Source organism: Microbacterium lemovicicum (assembly GCF_003991875.1).
GTDB classification, from domain to species: domain Bacteria; phylum Actinomycetota; class Actinomycetes; order Actinomycetales; family Microbacteriaceae; genus Microbacterium; species Microbacterium lemovicicum.
In genome coordinates, this window is record NZ_CP031423.1 from 2,837,365 (window position 1) to 2,854,714 (window position 17,350).

Sequence of the window (17,350 nt, forward strand, 5' to 3'; positions counted from 1 at the left end):
GCAAGATTCTCTTGGTGCAAAGGGACACGGGCCGGTCGGATGCCTCTCCGACCGGCCCTCACTGCGTCCGGGCCGGGTGAGTCAGCTGTAGAGCTCGCCCACGGGCACGTCGACGCGCAGCACGTTTCCCGGCTGCGCGAGCGGGCACGCCCATGCCGGGTCGTAGGCGCACGACGGGTTGTAGGCGAAGTTGAAGTCGACGACGATGCGGGATGCCGCGGCATCCGCCCCCAGATCGGCACCCTTGATCGTGTCGATCAGGTAGCGCCCGCCGCCGTACGTGCCGCCGGGGGCTCCGGCGAGCGCGTCGCGCACCGGGATGAACAGCCCGCCGCCGTACGTGGTCAGCCGCCACACGTCCAGGGTGCCCACGCCGGGGATCTCGACGACGCCGAGCCGCTCGAACGGCACCACGCCGTCGGTGCCGGTGGCGAATTCGAAGCGCGCGGGCTCGGCCTCGACGATGGGCAGCTCGAAACGCCAGTCGGCGTCGTACGGCGCCACCTCGGCGCCCGTGAACCACTGCTTCGCCTCGGGCAGCAGGGGTGATGCCGGATGCCGCGCCAGCAGGTCATCGCGTTCGATCCGCCACAGCTCGTGCCCCTCCTCGGGCGTCTCCGCGCGGCGGACCGCGTCGTAGAGGGCGAAGACACGACGGCGCCAGTCGGCGGTCTCGAGGGCGGTGCGGGCGTCAGAGGGCATGCGTCCAGGCTAGGCGCGACGCGGGCTGTGGAGCGCGGGTATAGCGGGGGCGTGAGCACAGGGTTCAGGGCGTACGCGCGGGCGCGGCGAGGCCGCAGCGCCGGCGAGCGACGCGAACCGCGGAACTCAGACTCCGCCGCCGCCTCCCCCGCCGCCGCCGCCACCGGCCGACCCGCCGCCGCTCGACCCGCCGGAGGACGAAGAGGACGACGCCACGGACGAGAGCGACGTGATGCCGGAGGAGAACGCCGCCGCGTTGAAGGTGCCGCTGCCGTAGTACCAGGTGGGCGTGTGGTCGCCGTAGAGCACGATCAGCCGCTCCGCCCACTCCTTCTCCTGCCCGAACACGACCGCGTACGGCAGAAGGGTCTCGTAGAGACGCAGCATCTCGCGCGGATCGCCCGGGTCGATGCGCACGCGCTCCGCGCCCGTCGGCGACTGCAGCATCCGGATGCGGTCGGCTTCGGCCCACTCGATGAACACCTTCAGCCCCGCCAGGTGATCGCGGACCTCGGCGCCCGCCGCGGTCAGCGGCTTGCGCGCGAGGACGCCGCCGACGAGGAAGAAGGCGACGAAGGTGGCGACCATGAGCAGCACCGGCACCAGGGCGAAGACGCCCGCGGTGATCGCGGCGAAGCCGAGGAGGAAGACCCCGATCCCGGCGCCGATGCAGAGCAGGATCGGCCAGGCGCGCAGTCGCGCGGGGACCTTCTTGCGCAACCCGCGGATGGTCAGCTCGCTGTCCGCCGCCTTGAGGATCTTCTGCGCCGCCGTCGAGAAGCGCGTGTCGGTGCTGCCGAACTCGAACTGCGCACCGGGTGTCAGGTCGCGGAAGAGGCCGTCGAGCAGCATCCGCCCGTCCCTGTCGGCTCGCGAGGGATCGACGAGCTCGGCGATGAGGCGCTGCCCGCCGAAGAACCTCTTGCGACCCTCGATGATGCGGATGCTGCCGACCACCGCCTGCTCGAGGACCTCCGCGGGAATCGCCTTCGCCTGCTTGCCCAGGAGCACCGCGCTCTCGAGGGCGTCGATGCCGGGCGGGGGCGTGTACTCGGCGATGACGACCGGTCGGCCGGGATCGTCGCGCAGGCGCCGCCCGGCCACGACGAACGCTCCGACGACGGCGGCGAGCACGCCGAGTCCGGCGACGCCCTGCGCCCACCCCCAGGGTGAGGCGAGGTACGAGGAATCGAACTGCGCGAAGGTGCCGGTCGTGAACGCCACGGCGATCGTCACGGTCTGGTAGGGCGCCACGTCCTGCGAGAAGGCGTCGAACACGACGCCGTCTCCGTCGGGCGCCTGGTCGATCGGGCAGGTCGCGGTCGCGCCCTGGGCCCCGACGTAGCAGGAGGCGGCGCCGGTCAGCGATCCGGCGAGCGCCGCGGGCACGTGCAGCCGCGCGGACACCGCGCCGAACGGCTGGGCCCACTGGACGCCGTTGACGTCCCAGTAGAACTCCGTCGCATCGGTGTCGGCGAATGTGCCCGTGACGTTGCGCAGCTCGTACGTGAACACATAGGTCTGCGATCCGCGGACGAAGTCGTCGGCCCGCGAGGTCATCGAGTACGAGCCGTCCTCGGAGTCGGTCTCCGATGCCCGCGGCTGCCCGTCGCCGTCGGTGATCGAGATCAGCTTCGGGAAGAGCGGCTGGCCCTGGTAGCTGTCGGGGATGATGCGGCGCATCCCGCGGTTCTGGTCGATGTCGGGGAAGAGCGCGACGAAGGTCTCGACGACGCGGAGGGTGCTCGTGCCGTCGTCGGCTCTGCCGATCGTGTAGTCGGCGTCCATGCTCTCGAAGGAGAAGTCGTCGACCCCGGCGGTGACGATTCCCGGGACGGATGCCGCGGCCTCCGCTGTCCGGTCATCACCGGTCTCGACGGCGGCGACCGCTGTCGCGGGGGCTGCCAGCAGGAGCGGCAGGATGACCGCCAGCAGGCTCAGGATGAGGCGGGCGGGGCGTCGCGTCCGGGACATGTCGCAAGCCTAAAGGCGTCTCTCGCTCTATCCTGGGGGGCATGACCGATCGACGCCTCGCTGTGGATGCGTGGGAGAGCCTGTTCCGTGCGCAGCACGAGGTGTTCTCCGAGATCTCCACCGACTTCGAGGGCGACGGGCTGCTGCAGGGCGAGTACGACGTGCTGCTGACGGTCACCCGATCGGCCGACATGACCGCCCGGCTGCGAGACGTCACGGCCAACATGCTGATCAGTCAGCCGAGCGTCTCGCGCCTCGTCGACCGCATGGCCACCCGCGGACTGGTCACCAAGTGCCCCGACCCCGACGACGGCCGCGGCGCCCTCGTACGCGCGACCGACGAGGGCACGAAGATCTTCCGGCGCCTCGCCACCGCGCACGGCCGGTCGATCGCCGACCGGATGTCGGCCCTCACCGACGAGGAGCTCGTGCAGCTGCGCGACCTGACCGCGAAGCTGCGCACCCCGCGCGAGGACTGAGCGCTCGCCTGTTCGTCTGGGGTTCGTCCCTGGTGGGGGTTCACCTGACGCTCGATGCGAATACCGCCGCGGGGTTCTGGCAGTTCACGTCACCTGAGCGGCGCGGTCGCGTGTGCTCCGACGGCGCGATGCCCGGCCGCACGGTTCACCTGACTGTTCCTGCGGGGTCGGCTACGGCATGACGGCAGCTCGCGACACCTGAGCGGCGCGGTGAGCGTCGGCTGCTTCGCGTCGTGCGTCGTCGCCTGGCTCACCTGACACCGTCTGCGGCATCGAGCGCGGCCCTCCTGAAGTTCCCGCCGTGTGGAGACGCGGCCGCGGTTCTCCCCAGGGCGGTGCCACGCGCCGCAGTCCCCGGGACAGTTGCGCGCGGCCCGTGCGCGGAGGTGGCTGAAGCGATGATGAGCGGATGCCGCGACCTCCCACCCCGCTTCCGTCCTCGCTGTCCGACGCGTTCTCGGTGGCGCAGGCCCGGCGGGCCGGAGTGTCGGCCGGGCGCATGCGTGCGCGGGACCTGGAGACACCCTTCCGCGGCGTGCGCGTCCGCAGCGCCGGCCGGGGTCAGCGCGAACCGGCTCCACGCGAGCACCACCCGGATGACGTCCGCCGGCTCGAGCGCGGGCGAACCGAGCGGCACGGACGCCAGCCCACGCCGAACGACCGACGCGATCGCGAGCAGATGCGAGACGCGCACCCCCGCGAACAGGCGGCGGACGCACACGTCGTCCTCGCCACGGCCTACGCCACGGCGATGCCGCCCGACACGGTCTTCTCGCATCGGACCGCCGCCCTCATCCATGGTCTGCCCGTACCGGTGCCGTCGCTTCTCGACGTGAGCGCGATCGCCCCTCGTCGGGCGTCGCGCGCGGCCGGCGTCCGGGGCCGACAGCTCCACCCCGCCCTCATCGCGACCCGCTCGGTGTCCGGGCTGATCGTCTGCGACCCCGCCACCACCTGGGCTCAGCTCGGAGGGCTGGTCGGAGCATCCCTGACTCTGGACGATCTCGTGATCGTCGGCGACGCAATCGTCCGCATCCCGAGACTGCGGGGCGGGCATGCGGGCGAACCCCGGCACGCGCTCGCGCGGATCGCGGATCTCTGCGCGGCGACGACGGTCGGTCGACGAGCAGGAGCCGCCGCGCTGCGCGAAGCCCTCGACCTCATCCGCCTCGGGAGCTCATCGCCCGGCGAGACCCTCGCTCGCCTCGCGATCATCCGCGCGGGGCTGCCGGAACCCGAGCTCGACGTGGAGATCCTCGGCGAGGAGGGCGCGCTCGTCGGGATCGCCGACCTCGCCTACCGGCTGTTCCGCGTGATGGCCGAGTACGAGGGCGACCAGCACCGCGTCGACGCGCGTCAGTGGAACCGCGACATCGACAAATACGCCGCGTGCGACAGCCTCGGCTGGATCGTGGTCCGCATCACCGCCGCACATCTGCGCTCCGGCGCCGCCGTCGCCCGCATCCGGGCAGCGCTCGTGCGTCGCGGCTGGGAACCGGCTTCACCTGACGCGTGATGCGGGTAGTCGGCCGCGGTTCCTTCATCGAGCGTCAGCTGAACGCCCGGCGACGCCGGAGCCGGGACGTCGTCGGAACGGACAGACCCGCTCACCTGGCGGATGCTGCTGGCACGCCGCTCCGGTTGCCGCAGCAAGCGACAACTGAACCCTGTCGCCAGCCCTCAACCGCTCCCGAGGCCACGACCCCTCCCGAGGCCCTGACTCCTCTCGAGCCTTGAATCCCTCTCAACCCTCAGCCCTCTCTCGAGCCCCCATCCCCTCTCCACCCACCCGCCCCTGCTCGCGGTTGCCGAGCCCCGCGACCGGCTTGACCTGTCGCGAAGTGCAGGCACCCGGCCGTGATCCCGCAACGGGCGTCAGGTGAAACGCACGCAACGTCGATCCCGCAACGGGCGTCAGGTGAAACGCACGAAACGTCGAACCCGAGCAGACCCCGGCGCCAGCACTCGACCCCGCGCGAACCCCGAATCAGCACTCGATGACGTTGACCGCGAGGCCGCCCTCGCTGGTCTCCTTGTACTTCGTCGACATGTCGATGCCCGTCTGGCGCATGGTCTCCACGACCATGTCGAGCGAGACGTAGTGCGACCCGTCGCCGCGCAGGGCGAGGCGGGCGGCGGTGACCGCGGTCGAGGCGGCGATCGCGTTGCGCTCGATGCACGGGATCTGCACCAGCCCGCCCACGGGGTCGCACGTGAGGCCGAGGTGGTGCTCCATCGCGATCTCGGCGGCGTTCTCGATCTGCCGCGTCGTCCCGCCCATCACGGCGGTCAGGCCGCCGGCCGCCATCGCGCACGCCGAGCCGACCTCGGCCTGACAGCCGCCCTCGGCGCCGGAGATCGAGGCGTTCGCCTTGAAGAGTGACCCGAGCGCGGTCGCCGTGAGGAGGAAGCGACGGATGCCGCGGCGACGGTTCGCCTCTGCGATCTGCTCCTCGTCCCGCTCGTCGCGTTCGGCCGGCTCGAGCTGGGCGGCGCCCGAGAAGCCGAGCAGGGCGCTGCCGACGAGCTCGCCGTGCGGGGTGACGGCGTTGCCGGCGCCCAGGCCGGAGTCGGCCAGGAATCGCCACCAGTACATCGCCACGGCAGGGACGATGCCCGCCGCACCGTTGGTCGGGGCTGTCACGACGCGACCGCCGGCGGCGTTCTCCTCGTTGACGGCGAGGGCGAAGGCACCCAGCCACTCCCCCGGCAGCTCGCGGTGGCCGCCCGACTCGGCGGCCTCGAGCTGTTCGCGGATGACGGCCGCACGGCGTCGCACCTGCAGCATCCCGGGCAGCACGCCACCCGTCTCGAGACCCGCTTCGACGCAGCCGGCCATGGCGTCCCACACGGCGTCGAGTCCGGCGGCGATCTCCTCATCGGAGCGCAGCGCCTCCTCGTTCATGCGCGCGGCCTCGGCGATCGTGATGCCGCGCTCGTCGCAGAGGGCGATCAGCTCCTCCGCGCTGGAGAAGTCGAGCGGATACGCGTGCGCCTGCACCCGCGGGGCCTCGCCGTCGCGGCGGATGAACCCGCCGCCCACCGAGTAGTACGTCTCGCGCAGCAGCAGGCCCTCGTCGCTCACGGGCGCGACGAGCGCCGGCGCCGTGCCGGTCGCCCGCACGTCACCCGCCTCCGACCGCGGCGGCCCCTGATGAGGCTCGGCCCATGCCTCGAGGGTCATGGCGTTGGGGTGCCCGGGCAGTCGCACTCGGGCGGCGAACGTCACATCGGACTTCGCGAACGGAACACGGTGCGTGCCGTCCACGAGCAGCTCACCGCCGCGCGGCCAGGTCATCCAGGCCGCCCGCACCTCGTCGGGGTCGACGGTCTCGGGCTGGAGCCCGCGCAGGCCCGCCACGACGGCGTCGGGCGTGCCGTGACCGATGCCGGTCGCGCCCAGAGAGCCGTACAGCGTGCAGGTGATGCGCCCGACCTGATCGAGCAGTCCGGACTCCCGCAGGCGCATCGCGAAGTCGACTGCGGCCCGCATGGGACCGACCGTGTGGGAGCTCGAGGGTCCTACTCCGATGGAGAACAGCTCGAACGCCGAGACGTAGGCGCTCACACCTCCAGGGTAGTCGTCGGCGGGTCCTCGGGCGGGAGGGCGCCGGCTCTAGGCTGGCGGGATGACCGCGCTGAGCGACGCCGCCACCGACCTGCAGCTGATCCGCACGGCCACCGTGACCGACGCGTCGTTCGACACCCGCCTCGACGCGCAGTTCCCCCGGCTGCACGGCATCTTCCAGGAGCTCTACGGCGATCGGGCGGATGCTGCGGAGCAGCTCGCCGCGGTCGTGCAGGAAGCCGCGGCATCGTGGCGCCGCCGCTCGCTCGAGCTCAAGGCGCGCGACGCGCAGCGTGCGGCCGACCCGGACTGGTTCCAGTCGGAGAGCATGCTCGGCGGCGTCTGCTACGTCGATCGCTTCGCGGGAGACCTCGACGGTGTACGGGCGCAGATCCCGTACTTCCAGGAGCTGGGCCTGACCTACCTGCACCTCATGCCGCTCTTCGACGCCCCGGAGGGCGACAACGACGGCGGCTACGCGGTGTCGAGCTACCGGCGCGTGAGCCCGGCGCTCGGATCGATGGAGGAGCTCGCGGCGCTGGCCGCCGACCTGCGCCTCGCGGGCATCTCGCTCGTGCTGGACTTCATCTTCAACCACACGAGCAACGAGCACGAGTGGGCGCGGAAGGCGGTCGCGGGCGACCCCGACTTCGAGGACTTCTACCTGATCTTCCCCGACCGCACGATGCCCGACGCCTACGAGCAGACGGTGCGCGAGATCTTCCCCGACGACCACCCCGGCTCCTTCGTGCAGCTGGACGACGGCCGCTGGATCTGGGCGACCTTCTACCACTTCCAGTGGGATCTGAACTACGCGAACCCCGCGGTCTTCCGGGCGATGGCGGGCGAGATGATCTTCCTCGCGAATCAGGGTGTCGAGATCCTGCGCATGGACGCGGTCGCCTTCATCTGGAAGCGCCTGGGAACGACGTGCGAGTCGCTGCCGGAGGCGCACCTGCTCCTGCAGGCCTTCAACGCGGTGCTCGATCTGGCGGCGCCGTCGATGCTGTTCAAGTCGGAGGCCATCGTGCACCCCGACGAGGTGGTCAGCTACATCTCCCGCGACGAATGCGAGCTGTCGTACAACCCGCTGCAGATGGCGCTCACGTGGGAGGCGCTGGCCACCCGCGATCCCCGCCTGCTGCAGCAGGCGCTCGAGCGCCGCCACGCGCTGCCCGCCGGGACGGCGTGGGTGAACTACGTGCGCAGTCACGACGACATCGGGTGGACCTTCGCCGACGAGGATGCTGCGGAGTTGGGCATCGACGGGTACGCGCACCGCCGCTTCCTCAACGACTTCTACGTGAACCGCGTGGAGGGGAGCTTCTCGCGCGGCGCGACCTTCCAGGAGAACCCCCGGACCGGGGACGCCCGGGTCGCCGGCACCACCGCCTCGCTGGCCGGGGTGGAGGCGGGCGACGCCGGCGGTGAGGACCGCGTCGTGCTGGCGCACGCCATCGCCCTGAGCACGGGCGGCATCCCGCTGCTGTACCTCGGGGACGAGGTCGGACAGCTCAACGACGACGGCTATCTCGACGACCCGCATCACGCCCACGACTCACGATGGGTGCACCGCGGCGAGCGCCCCGCAGAGGCCTACGCCGCCCGCCACGACGAGTCGACGCCGGCGGGGCGCATCCACTCCCGCCTCACCCGGGTGATCGCCACACGCAAGGCGACGCCCGCCCTCGGCGGCAACCGGCTCATCGGCTTCGACGCCGGCCACCCGACCGTGCTGGGCTACCAGCGGCCCGGCGTCGGATCGGTGGTGCTCGTGCTGGCGAACGTCGGAGACGATCCGGCCGACATCGACGCGCTCACGCTCTCGGGCTTCGACGCCGCGGCGACCGACCTCGTCACCGCCGAGCCGGTCGACCTCGCGGCCGGCCTCACCCTTCCCGCCCACGGTTTCGTGTGGCTGGAGGTCGGGCCGCGCTGACCCGCCGCGGACGCCGGCACGTCACCGCGCCGGCGCGCCGGATCAGCGGGGCGAGGTCCGGGACGCGCTCGCCCGTGCCCGGAACCAGATGCTGAGCTCGCGCACGGCGCGCAGGGTCGCCCGCTCGTCGATGTCGCCTTCGAGGTCGTCGAACGTGTCGCGGAAGCCCACGGGGGCCGGCTCCCCGGTCGCGGCGATGGGCTCGTAGCCCATCGTCCAGTCCGAGAACCAGCGCGCGGGCACGTGCTCCTCCAGCAGGATCCGCATGTCGGCATGACGCGGATCGCGCTCGATGCGCGCGACGAGGTCGCGCACCGGCTGCTCCGGCCCCTCGAGGATCTGGATGAACCGGCCCGAGCGGTAGAGCAGCATGCCGGTGAGTCCGAGCCGTTCGTTCGATGCCCGGCTCTGCGCGAGGAGCGCGGCGAGATCATGGTCGTCGAAATCCTCGGCGGCCCCGCTCGAGTAGGTCACCGACAGCAGCTGCCCGTCATCGGCGGTCACGAGGACGTGCCCCCTTCGCCGCGCGCATCGGCATCGGGATGCCGCTCCGAGAGCACCCGGATCGCCGATGCCAGATCGGGGAAGCGTCCGACGACCCGCGCCGTCATGTCCCAGGCGAGGTACTGGCCGTCGTCGCGCCGGTCGATGTATCCGAGGAAGTCGCCGTCGCGGCTGCCGACGTGGAAGCCGGGCTCGACCTGCGCCCAGACGATGCCGTCGAGCGTGCCGCGGGGCGCGGCGTCCATCGTGTCCCTCATCGTTCTCTCCGTGTGGGCTCGGTGGCCCGGGTGTCAGGGGTGGGTGTGTGAGCTTCGAGGGCGCCGACGCCGGAGGGCGCGGCAACAGCGGCCCCTGGGGGCGCGGCAGCATCGGCCCCCGATCGCGCGGCAGTGACGGCACCGGGTCGCGCGGCAGTGCTCGCCCGCGCCGGCTGGCAGGAGGGGCACCACCAGGTGCGGCGGTGATCGGGATCGTTCGGCTGCTCCGCCCGCACGAGGATCGTGGTGCGGCACCGCAGGCACGGACGGTGCGCGCGACCTGCGACCCAGTGCGACTCGCCCTTCTGCGACCGGCCCGTCGTCACCTGGTACATCCCGGGCACGGTGGCGGAGACCCGGAGCGAGCGTGCGGCCAACGCCACCAGCGGCTCGAGCTCGACGTCGCCGATCGGCTGGAACGGGGAGACGCCGCGAAGGAAGGCGAGCTCGTTCACCCACAGGTTGCCCAGGCCCGCCATGTTGCGCTGATCGAGCAGCGCCGACACGAGCGGCCGCGCCGGCTCCCGCCGCAGGCGCCCCACGGCCTCCGCCGCGTCCCAGTCGTCGCGCAGCGGATCGGGGCCGAGGTGGCCGATGACCTGGTCTTCGTGCGATGTCGGCACGGTCTCCACGACGGGGAGGTCGAGCCCCCACATCGTGCGCCCGTCATCGAGCCGCATCCGCACCCTCACCTTGTCGTGCATCGCCCGCGGGAGCGTCTTGCCCGTGCCGGTGATCGACCAGCTGCCCTGCATACGCAGGTGGGTGTGGAGCGTGACGCCGTCGTCGAAGCGCATGAGCAGGTTCTTCCCATGCGTCACCATCTCGAGGATCTTCCGGCCGGCGAGCGGTGCCCCGGCCGACGGACCGGAGCGCAGTTCACCGTCGACGACACGGCGACCGTCGCCCACTGCCCGCAGCCGCGCGGCCAGCAGATAGACGCTGTCTCCCTCCGGCACCCGCTCACTGTAGGCGCGACCTGCGACATGATCGTGGCCTGGCGCCGGAGCCCGGGATGACGTAGGACGTCTCCGCCACGGGCGTCAGCTGATCCGGGTGACGCGCACGGTCACGTGCACCCCAGCGCCGTCGCCGAACCGGGCGGCGATCGCCTCGGCGGCGGCCCTGCCTGTCTCCGGCGCGGGGCGTGACCGGTCCACACCCACGTGCGCGAGCGCCTCCACGGCGTCCGTCTCCTCGTCGACGTACACCTTCGACAACGCGGCGAGGTCGTGCGCCAGCACGGCCGCCACCGTCTCAGGTGGATCGGCCAGCGCCGCCGGCGCCGGGAAGACGTCGGTCACTCCGTCGACCTCCCGCGCAGCATCCGTCAGCTCGGACTCTTCGGGAACAGCGTTCATCATCCCTCCCCCGTTCTCGTCGATCGGTGCACGTCGACGATCGAGATGTCGATGTCCTCGATGCGCAGCTCGGTGTGCTCGGCGATGGCCTCGGCGACCGCGTCGCGGAGGGCCGTGATCGCCTCGGCGGCGGGCACCTTCCAGTCGAGGCTCACGGTCAGCACGACCCGTGTCGGCGCGCCGGGGGTCTCGACGTCGCCTTCGAGGCTGCAGCCGGCGATCACCACGCCGGGGATCGATCCGCCGACGGAGCGCACGAGTGCGCGCACGGCGCCTTCGGCGATCACGACCGTCAGGCGCGGATCGGGGTGCGCCACGGGCAGGTCCCGGCCCGATCTCACCTCGAGCGCGATGCTGTCCAGGATGCCGCGGATCCACGACTCGTCGGGCGCGCCCAGCCGTCGGCCGTCATCCTCGAGGAGCTCGCGGGACCACGCCGAGAGATCGTTCAGACCGCTCAGCGCATTCAGGCACTCCGCGCAGTTCTCGATGGTGGGGTCGTACGGTTCGCGCTGCTGAGAGAGGTAGTCGCTCAGCTCATCGATCGTCTTCCCGCATGCCAGCATGCGAGGGTCAGAGGTCGTCATCGCCACTCCTCCATTCGCGTATAGATCGTCGCCCGGGCCACGGCGAGGCGCGCCCGGACGTCGGTGTCCGTCAGTCCGAGCAGCTCCGAGATCTCGTGGACCTCGAGTCCGCCCATCTCTCTGAGGAGCCAGCAGTGCCTCTCTTCGTCGGGAAGCGCATCGAGCACACCCGACAGCGCCCGGGTGCGCACCTGACGCGGGTCGGGCTCGGCCGTCTCGTCATGAGCGGATGCCGCGGCATCCTGATCCTCGTCGTCCACCGCGGGCACGTCATCTCCGTTGCGGCCCTCGCGAAGCCGCGTCAGAGCGAGGCGGATGGCGATGCGCAGGAGCCACCCGCGGAGGTCGGCACCGGCGGACATGCCCGGCAGCTCGCGCCAGGCCGTGAAGAACGCCTCCTGCGTCAGCTCGTCGCCATCGGCCGTCGACCCGGCCAGTCGCCCGAGGAGGGCGCGCACCACCGGCCCATGACGGCGGATCAGCGCTGCGAACGCCTCCGTGTCACCGTCGACCGCGCGCTGCACGAGCACCTCGTCGGACACGTCCGCGAGGGCCCCCTCCTGTGTCATCGTTTCGCTCACCGAGATCAGTCCCGCCCTTTCCTCTCGGAGATAAGAGGGTGTCGGCGGCTGTTTCGTCACGAATCCATCCCGAGCACGACGACGCGGGAGATCTGAGCGGAGACGGGCAGAAGAGAGTACACCGCGGTCTCGTCGGCCGCTATGCCCGCGGCCGCGGTGGCACGCCTGCCTACGCTCGGTGTACGGGGCGATCTCGCGCGCCCCCGCGTGGGCTCTGACCGAGCCGCCGCTCTCGCACGGCAGAAGGAGTTCCCGTGGGTATCGGCAGCGGCATCGCTCTCATCGTGATCGGCGCCATCCTCGCGTTCGCGGTGAACGTCGACCTCGGCGGCTACGTCGACATCCACCTCATCGGCTACATCCTGATGGCAGCCGGCGCCGTGGTGTTCCTGATCAGCCTCATCTTCGTCCTGCGACGCCGCTCGACGGTGTCGACGTCGCACACGGCGGTCGACCCCGCGAACGGGCAGAGCGTCACCACCCGACGCACCACCGACAACGGCGACCCGCTCGTCTGACCGCATGTCCGACCTGCTGGCCGCGCCGCTTCCCCACACGGGAGAACTTCTCGCCGGACGCTACCGTCTGATCGAGAGGATCGGCGCGGGCGGCATGGGGCGCGTCTACCGCGCTCGCGACGAGCTGCTCGGCCGCGATGTCGCCCTCAAGCTGTTCTTCCAGGGCGAGGGCGGCGAAGCGGATGCTGCGCGCCGGGCATCCGAGGCGAGGGTGCTGGCGTCGCTCAACCACCCGTGCCTGGTCACCCTCTACGACGCGCAGGTGACGGCGGCCGACCAGGCGTACCTGGTCATGGAGCTCATCGACGGTCCGACGCTCCGCCACGTCATCGAGGACGGTCCGATCGATCCGTCCGATGTGGCGCGCCTGCTGCAGGACCTCGCGGGCGGTCTCGCGGCGGTGCACCGCGCCGGCGTCGTGCACCGCGACGTGAAGCCCTCGAATGTGCTTCTGCGCTCCGAGCCCGGCGGCCGACCCTTGTATCGGGCCGTGCTCGCAGACTTCGGCGTCGCCCATCTGGTCGACGGCGGCCGACTGACCACCCCCGGCACCGTCATCGGCACGGCCGCCTATCTCGCCCCCGAGCAGGTGCACGGCGGGGAGCCGACGACAGCCTCCGACGTGTACGCGCTGGGCCTGCTCACGCTCGAGGCGCTCAGCCGGCTCCACCCGTTCGGCACGCATTCCGCGCCGGCCACCCTGCTGGCGCGTCTGTCGCGCGAGCCGGAGATGCCCGCCGACCTCGGCGAGCGCTGGAGAGACCTCCTCACGGCGATGACCGCGCGCGAGCCGGACGATCGGCCGAGTGCCGAAGAGGTGGAGGAGCGGGCGGCGCAGCTCGGACCGCTCGGTGATCTCCGTGCATCAGCGCGTCGAGAGGCGAGGGAGACGCCGACGCCGACACCCACTCGCGTGATGGCGGCCGCGGCCGACGAGCCGACGGTCGCTCTTCACGCCGCCGTCGTGCCGGCGGTCGCCGCGCCCGGCACCACCGCCTCGTCCGCGGCCGGCAGCGAACTCGACGAGCTGTTCGCCGCAGGCGCCGCGGAGACGGAGGTCGAGCGCGAGCCCGGCTCGACCCCGCGGAAACGGGCGGGCGTGATCGCCCTTGTGGGGGGCGTCGTCGTGGCCCTCCTCCTCATCCTCTGGATGGTGCTGGCGACGCTCGCGTCCGGAAACGTCACGACTCCGTCGCCCGACCCTGTCGTCACCACGGACGGCTCCAACCCCGCCCCGGCAACGGACGGCGCGACGAACGAGCAGACCACCGTCGACCAGACGGGCACCGACGATTCCGGCGCCGAGCAGTCGGCGCCCGACGGGTCGACACCCGTCGAGACGACTCCTGTCGAGACGACACCCGTCGAATCGGCGACGACCGAGCCTGTCGGCGGCGGAACCGTCGAATCGCCGGCGCCCGTGGTCGATCAGCCCGCACCGGAGACGACCGCTCCGGCGCCCGCCCCCGAGCCCTCGACACCCGCCGAGAACCCGAACAAGGGTCCCGGCAACAGCAACGGCGGCGGGAACGGCAACGGCGGCGGCAAGGGCCCGACCCGCCCGTAGCGCTCACATCGGCGGAAGGGTGCTCCCCGGCATCCTGTCGTGGACACCGCCGACGACCACGGCGCCGACCGCCTCGACGACCTCGGCAAGCGACGCATACGACGTCGAGTCGGCACGGCCCGCGATGGACAGCTCGTAGCCGCCGTCGACGGTCGCGTCGACACGGCCGAGCGGCCGGCGGGAGCCTCCGGGGCCGGGCGCGGGGTCGCAGAGTACCCACGTGCCTCCGCCCTCCCAGAGCAGGATCGGCCGGCGCGCGTGCGGCGACCGCGCCGCCTTTCGTCGGGTGTCCATGATGGTGTCTCCGTCCCCCGCCGCACAGAGCAGACGCGGCAGACCCCCACGATCGGCCACGGACGGCCGTCCCCTCACGGGGGTTGACACCTTGACGCCCCGAAGCCAGGAGGGGTCTGATCGACTGACCCGGCCGCGGCAGCGAGGGGTCGATCAGAGCGACGCGACAAGCGCCTCAGCCGCGGCGCGGGAGCGCGTCAGCCTCGCAGGATCGACGTCGAAGTCGCCGAGGAAGACCGAGCCGAGCGCGCACATCAGCAGGCCATACGCCACCGTCGCCTGCGCATCGTAGGGGGCGTCGGGCTTCGCCGCGGACACCAGGTCGAGCAGCTGCTCGCGGGTCGCGCTGTAGGCGGAAGTGAGCACATCGGCGATGGCCGGGGTCGTCCGCGACAGCTCGACCAGCCCGAGGACGACCGCGTTCTCCCGGTCAGGAGAGAGGAACACCTCTCCGAAGAGATACTCGAGCGCATCGCCGATCTCTGCGACGTCGGCCGGCAGAAGCGAGCCGACCTCGCCGGTCTCGTCAGCGAAGACGAAGATCGCCGTGTCCATCAGCAGACGGTCGCGATTGCCCACGAAGTGACGCACGTGCCCGCGCGACATGCCCACCGCGTCGGCGATGCGGTCCAGGGTGGCGCCCCGGATGCCGTATTCGGCGATCGTCGTCATGGTCGCGTCGATGATCTGGTCGCGGCGCTCTGCCGCGATCGATGGGCGTGCCATCGCGGTACCTCCGATTTCGCGGTGAGGGCGAGGTCTTCGTCGAGTGTAACGAGCGTGTAAATCCTAGTCTAGTCGGACTTGACTACTTTCGTCCGGGGGGTTTAGCGTCATCGTCACCGCATATGGCGGTGCTGTCGATCATGACGAAAGAATGAGATGCCTGACGTCCTGCGCATACCCCCCGGCCCCGAAAGCCCGCTTTCCTCGGCAGCCAGGATCCGCATGCGCGACGGCATCACGCTCGCCGGGGATCTCTACCTCCCCGGCGCGCCCGACCACGCCGATCGGTCGCCTGGCGACACGATCCTCATCCGCCTTCCGTACGACAAGTCGGGCTCCTACTGCTTCATCCCCCTCATCGCCGAGTACTTCACGAACCGCGGCTACCGGGTGTTCGCGCAGGACGTCCGCGGGAAGTTCCGCTCCGGCGGGGACGCGCTCCTGTTCGTCAACGAGGTCGAGGACGGGTACGACACGATCGAGTGGATCACACAGCAGGAGTGGTCCAATGGCCGCGTCGCGATGTGGGGCGACAGCTATTACGGCTACACCCAGTGGGCCGCCGCTGCGAGCGGGCATCCCGCTCTGAAGGCGATCGCCCCGCGGGTCACCGGCACAGGCCTCGGCGAGCCCGTGCGCCGGGCCCCCGCGGAGCGCACACGCGCGGTCGAGTGGACGGTCACCTACATGTATCCCCTCACGCAGTTCTTCGACCGTGACATGCTGCTGTGGGAGCCGGACTGGGAGCGCCGCGACTTCGCTGCACAGGCCGAGGAGTTCATCCAGCAGGTGGGGGCGCGCGGGCTGTCCTACGACCAGTGGTACCCACACCCCGTCCTGCTCCCCCGTTTCCCGTCCGGAGACCCGTTCGCCGGACGATCGGTACCCGCCCTGCACACGGTCGGCTGGTGGGACAACTGCGCGCCCTTGGCGTGGGCCGACGTCGAGCGGATCAGGAACCACCCCAACTGGGACGCCCACCACCATCTGCGCATCGAGGCGCTCGACCACGAGGGCTATTACCTCCTCGACGACGACGCTGACCGCGTTGGCGAGCGCAGCGATGAGCAGCTCCGCGCCAACCTCCCGCGCATGCTCGATCCGGCGCTGGACTTCTTCGAGGTCTTCGTCAGGGGGAACGGGGCAGCCGCCGACGTGCCTGCGGTCTGCTGGAATCTCGCCGGCACCGACGAGATGCGCCGCGACGCGACTTGGCCTCCCATCGGCGCACACCCGATCGTCCGGTTCGCCACGGGCGACGGGGCGCTGTCCGCGGAGAGGCCGGTCGCAGCATCCGCACCGCAGTGGACCCACGACCCGGCCGACCTCGTCCCCTCGAGCGCACCCGACGCCTTCGCCTTCCTTCTCACCCTCCCCGACGAAGCGCCCCTCGGAGAGCGAGCGGATGTCCTGCGCTTCGACTCCGCTCCCGCGGTCGGGGACGTCGACCTCGCCGGGCCCGTGTCCGCCCGTATGACGGTGGCCTCCGACGGCCCGGTCATGGACTGCTTCGTCCGCCTCCTCGACGTGTCCCCCGACGGCACCGCCTTGCGGATCGCCCGCGGACAGATCCAGCTCCACGACGCCACGAAGGCCGCGACGGTGGACATCGACATGGGCCACATCGGATATCGACTCGCGAGCGGGCACCGGCTGCGGGTGCACGTGTACAGCAGCGATTATCCGGAGTACCTTCCGCAGACCGGAACGGGTGCCGACCCATGGACCTGGGGGTCAACCGCGCCCAACAGGCAGACGCTGACCCTGGGCGGCCCGGACGCCTTCCGACTCACCCTGACCGTCCTGGATGGAGAACTGCCGTGATGGAACCTGTTCTGGAGTACGTCTTCGAGATCCGCGCGCGCATCGACGCCGACCTGCACATCGGCCGAGGGCCCGACGAGAGCCTGTCCTTCACCCCCATCTCGGGCGGCAGCGTGTCGGGCCCGCGCCTCAACGGCGCCGTTCTCGCCGGCGGCGGCGATTGGGCGGTCGAACGCTCCGGCACCGCGCAGCTCGAGGCGCGATACCTGATCCGCGCCGATGACGGCGCCGTGATCGACATCCTCAACCGCGGCTACTTCCGCGCGACGCCCAGGATCCTGGCCCGGATGGACGCGGGCGAGGACGTCCCCGAAGACGAGCCAGGGCTGTACTTCCGCACCGCGCCCGTCTTCCAGACCGACGCGCCGGCGCACCGGTGGCTCGCCGAGAACCAGTTCGTCGGCCTCGCACGCGATGAAGACGGGCACGTCTGCATCCGCGTCTACCTGCTCACCTGACACGAGATCGA

The 17,350-nt window shown here is 71.3% G+C and carries 18 protein-coding genes; 7 read left to right on the forward strand and 11 right to left on the reverse strand.

What is annotated here, in order from left to right; translation table 11 throughout:
- Positions 1-81: 81 nt before the first annotated feature.
- Positions 82-702: a DUF1684 domain-containing protein gene (locus tag CVS47_RS13310; RefSeq protein ID WP_127096512.1), complete on the reverse strand. Its 621-nt coding sequence runs from the start codon at positions 700-702 to the stop codon at positions 82-84.
- Positions 703-828: 126 nt separating this feature from the next.
- Positions 829-2,676: a DUF2207 domain-containing protein gene (locus CVS47_RS13315; RefSeq protein WP_127096513.1), complete on the reverse strand. Its 1,848-nt coding sequence runs from the start codon at positions 2,674-2,676 to the stop codon at positions 829-831.
- Between the two features lie 41 nt (positions 2,677-2,717).
- Between CVS47_RS13315 and CVS47_RS13320 the strand changes: the two genes are divergently transcribed.
- Together CVS47_RS13320 and CVS47_RS13325 are read left to right on the forward strand one after the other, a co-directional pair.
- Positions 2,718-3,155, forward strand: a complete 438-nt coding sequence (locus tag CVS47_RS13320) for a MarR family winged helix-turn-helix transcriptional regulator (RefSeq protein WP_127096514.1) — start codon at positions 2,718-2,720, stop codon at positions 3,153-3,155.
- Positions 3,156-3,564: 409 nt separating this feature from the next.
- The gene (locus tag CVS47_RS13325; protein WP_127096515.1) at positions 3,565-4,671 is read left to right on the forward strand and encodes a hypothetical protein; all 1,107 of its coding nucleotides are present in this window, start codon (positions 3,565-3,567) and stop codon (positions 4,669-4,671) included.
- Between the two features lie 471 nt (positions 4,672-5,142).
- Here the strand turns inward: CVS47_RS13325 and CVS47_RS13330 are convergent, their stop codons facing one another.
- Positions 5,143-6,723 (reverse strand): L-serine ammonia-lyase, iron-sulfur-dependent, subunit alpha, encoded by a 1,581-nt coding sequence (locus CVS47_RS13330; RefSeq protein ID WP_127096516.1) that lies wholly within the window; start codon positions 6,721-6,723, stop codon positions 5,143-5,145.
- A 61-nt stretch (positions 6,724-6,784) separates the two neighbouring features.
- Here CVS47_RS13330 and CVS47_RS13335 point away from each other — a divergent pair, with 61 nt between their 5' ends.
- Positions 6,785-8,662, forward strand: a complete 1,878-nt coding sequence (locus tag CVS47_RS13335; RefSeq protein ID WP_127096517.1) for an amylosucrase — start codon at positions 6,785-6,787, stop codon at positions 8,660-8,662.
- Between the two features lie 42 nt (positions 8,663-8,704).
- Here the strand turns inward: CVS47_RS13335 and CVS47_RS13340 are convergent, their stop codons facing one another.
- The 6 genes from CVS47_RS13340 to CVS47_RS13365 form a co-directional block, all read right to left on the reverse strand.
- Positions 8,705-9,166, reverse strand: coding sequence for a BLUF domain-containing protein (locus CVS47_RS13340; RefSeq protein WP_127096518.1), 462 nt, complete (start codon positions 9,164-9,166; stop codon positions 8,705-8,707).
- Positions 9,163-9,423, reverse strand: a complete 261-nt coding sequence (locus CVS47_RS13345) for a hypothetical protein (protein ID WP_241240157.1) — start codon at positions 9,421-9,423, stop codon at positions 9,163-9,165. The genes CVS47_RS13340 and CVS47_RS13345 overlap by 4 nt, the downstream gene beginning before the upstream one ends.
- Entirely contained in the window at positions 9,420-10,382 is a 963-nt protein-coding gene (locus tag CVS47_RS13350) for a DNA-formamidopyrimidine glycosylase family protein (RefSeq protein WP_127096519.1), read from the reverse strand. Before CVS47_RS13350 ends, CVS47_RS13345 begins: the two co-directional genes overlap by 4 nt.
- An 84-nt stretch (positions 10,383-10,466) precedes the next feature.
- Positions 10,467-10,787, reverse strand: a complete 321-nt coding sequence (locus tag CVS47_RS13355) for a hypothetical protein (protein ID WP_127096520.1) — start codon at positions 10,785-10,787, stop codon at positions 10,467-10,469.
- Positions 10,784-11,371 carry an Asp23/Gls24 family envelope stress response protein gene (locus CVS47_RS13360; protein WP_127096521.1) on the reverse strand — a complete coding sequence of 196 codons (588 nt, stop codon included), beginning with the start codon at positions 11,369-11,371 and terminating at the stop codon, positions 10,784-10,786. Before CVS47_RS13360 ends, CVS47_RS13355 begins: the two co-directional genes overlap by 4 nt.
- Positions 11,368-11,940 (reverse strand): RNA polymerase sigma factor, encoded by a 573-nt coding sequence (locus tag CVS47_RS13365; RefSeq protein ID WP_127096522.1) that lies wholly within the window; start codon positions 11,938-11,940, stop codon positions 11,368-11,370. The genes CVS47_RS13360 and CVS47_RS13365 overlap by 4 nt, the downstream gene beginning before the upstream one ends.
- Positions 11,941-12,206: 266 nt before the next feature.
- Between CVS47_RS13365 and CVS47_RS13370 the strand changes: the two genes are divergently transcribed.
- A complete protein-coding gene (locus CVS47_RS13370) occupies positions 12,207-12,470 on the forward strand; it encodes a DUF6458 family protein (RefSeq protein WP_127096523.1) in 264 nt (87 codons plus the stop codon).
- A 4-nt stretch (positions 12,471-12,474) separates the two neighbouring features.
- Positions 12,475-14,037 carry a serine/threonine-protein kinase gene (locus tag CVS47_RS13375; RefSeq protein ID WP_127096524.1) on the forward strand — a complete coding sequence of 521 codons (1,563 nt, stop codon included), beginning with the start codon at positions 12,475-12,477 and terminating at the stop codon, positions 14,035-14,037.
- Positions 14,038-14,040: 3 nt separating this feature from the next.
- Here CVS47_RS13375 and CVS47_RS13380 read toward each other — a convergent pair whose 3' ends face one another.
- Both CVS47_RS13380 and CVS47_RS13385 read right to left on the reverse strand, forming a co-directional pair.
- A complete protein-coding gene (locus CVS47_RS13380; protein WP_127096525.1) occupies positions 14,041-14,331 on the reverse strand; it encodes a hypothetical protein in 291 nt (96 codons plus the stop codon).
- A 153-nt stretch (positions 14,332-14,484) separates the two neighbouring features.
- A complete protein-coding gene (locus CVS47_RS13385) occupies positions 14,485-15,057 on the reverse strand; it encodes a TetR/AcrR family transcriptional regulator (RefSeq protein ID WP_127096526.1) in 573 nt (190 codons plus the stop codon).
- A gap of 222 nt (positions 15,058-15,279) precedes the next feature.
- Between CVS47_RS13385 and CVS47_RS13390 the strand changes: the two genes are divergently transcribed.
- Entirely contained in the window at positions 15,280-16,881 is a 1,602-nt protein-coding gene (locus CVS47_RS13390) for a CocE/NonD family hydrolase (RefSeq protein ID WP_241240158.1), read from the forward strand.
- The gene (locus tag CVS47_RS13395; RefSeq protein WP_127097376.1) at positions 16,881-17,339 is read left to right on the forward strand and encodes a DUF3237 domain-containing protein; all 459 of its coding nucleotides are present in this window, start codon (positions 16,881-16,883) and stop codon (positions 17,337-17,339) included. Before CVS47_RS13390 ends, CVS47_RS13395 begins: the two co-directional genes overlap by 1 nt.
- Positions 17,340-17,350: the final 11 nt, after the last annotated feature.

Coding starts and splice junctions, on each gene's coding strand:
- CVS47_RS13385 (WP_127096526.1), bottom strand. CDS start 15,057: ATGGCACGCCCATCGATCGCGGCAGAGCGCCGCGACCAGATCATCGAC.
- CVS47_RS13315 (WP_127096513.1), bottom strand. CDS start 2,676: ATGTCCCGGACGCGACGCCCCGCCCGCCTCATCCTGAGCCTGCTGGCG.
- CVS47_RS13395 (WP_127097376.1), top strand. CDS start 16,881: ATGGAACCTGTTCTGGAGTACGTCTTCGAGATCCGCGCGCGCATCGAC.
- CVS47_RS13360 (WP_127096521.1), bottom strand. CDS start 11,371: ATGACGACCTCTGACCCTCGCATGCTGGCATGCGGGAAGACGATCGAT.
- CVS47_RS13320 (WP_127096514.1), top strand. CDS start 2,718: ATGACCGATCGACGCCTCGCTGTGGATGCGTGGGAGAGCCTGTTCCGT.
- CVS47_RS13325 (WP_127096515.1), top strand. CDS start 3,565: ATGCCGCGACCTCCCACCCCGCTTCCGTCCTCGCTGTCCGACGCGTTC.
- CVS47_RS13345 (WP_241240157.1), bottom strand. CDS start 9,423: ATGAGGGACACGATGGACGCCGCGCCCCGCGGCACGCTCGACGGCATC.
- CVS47_RS13355 (WP_127096520.1), bottom strand. CDS start 10,787: ATGATGAACGCTGTTCCCGAAGAGTCCGAGCTGACGGATGCTGCGCGG.
- CVS47_RS13380 (WP_127096525.1), bottom strand. CDS start 14,331: ATGGACACCCGACGAAAGGCGGCGCGGTCGCCGCACGCGCGCCGGCCG.
- CVS47_RS13310 (WP_127096512.1), bottom strand. CDS start 702: ATGCCCTCTGACGCCCGCACCGCCCTCGAGACCGCCGACTGGCGCCGT.
- CVS47_RS13365 (WP_127096522.1), bottom strand. CDS start 11,940: ATGACACAGGAGGGGGCCCTCGCGGACGTGTCCGACGAGGTGCTCGTG.
- CVS47_RS13375 (WP_127096524.1), top strand. CDS start 12,475: ATGTCCGACCTGCTGGCCGCGCCGCTTCCCCACACGGGAGAACTTCTC.
- CVS47_RS13390 (WP_241240158.1), top strand. CDS start 15,280: ATGCGCGACGGCATCACGCTCGCCGGGGATCTCTACCTCCCCGGCGCG.
- CVS47_RS13335 (WP_127096517.1), top strand. CDS start 6,785: ATGACCGCGCTGAGCGACGCCGCCACCGACCTGCAGCTGATCCGCACG.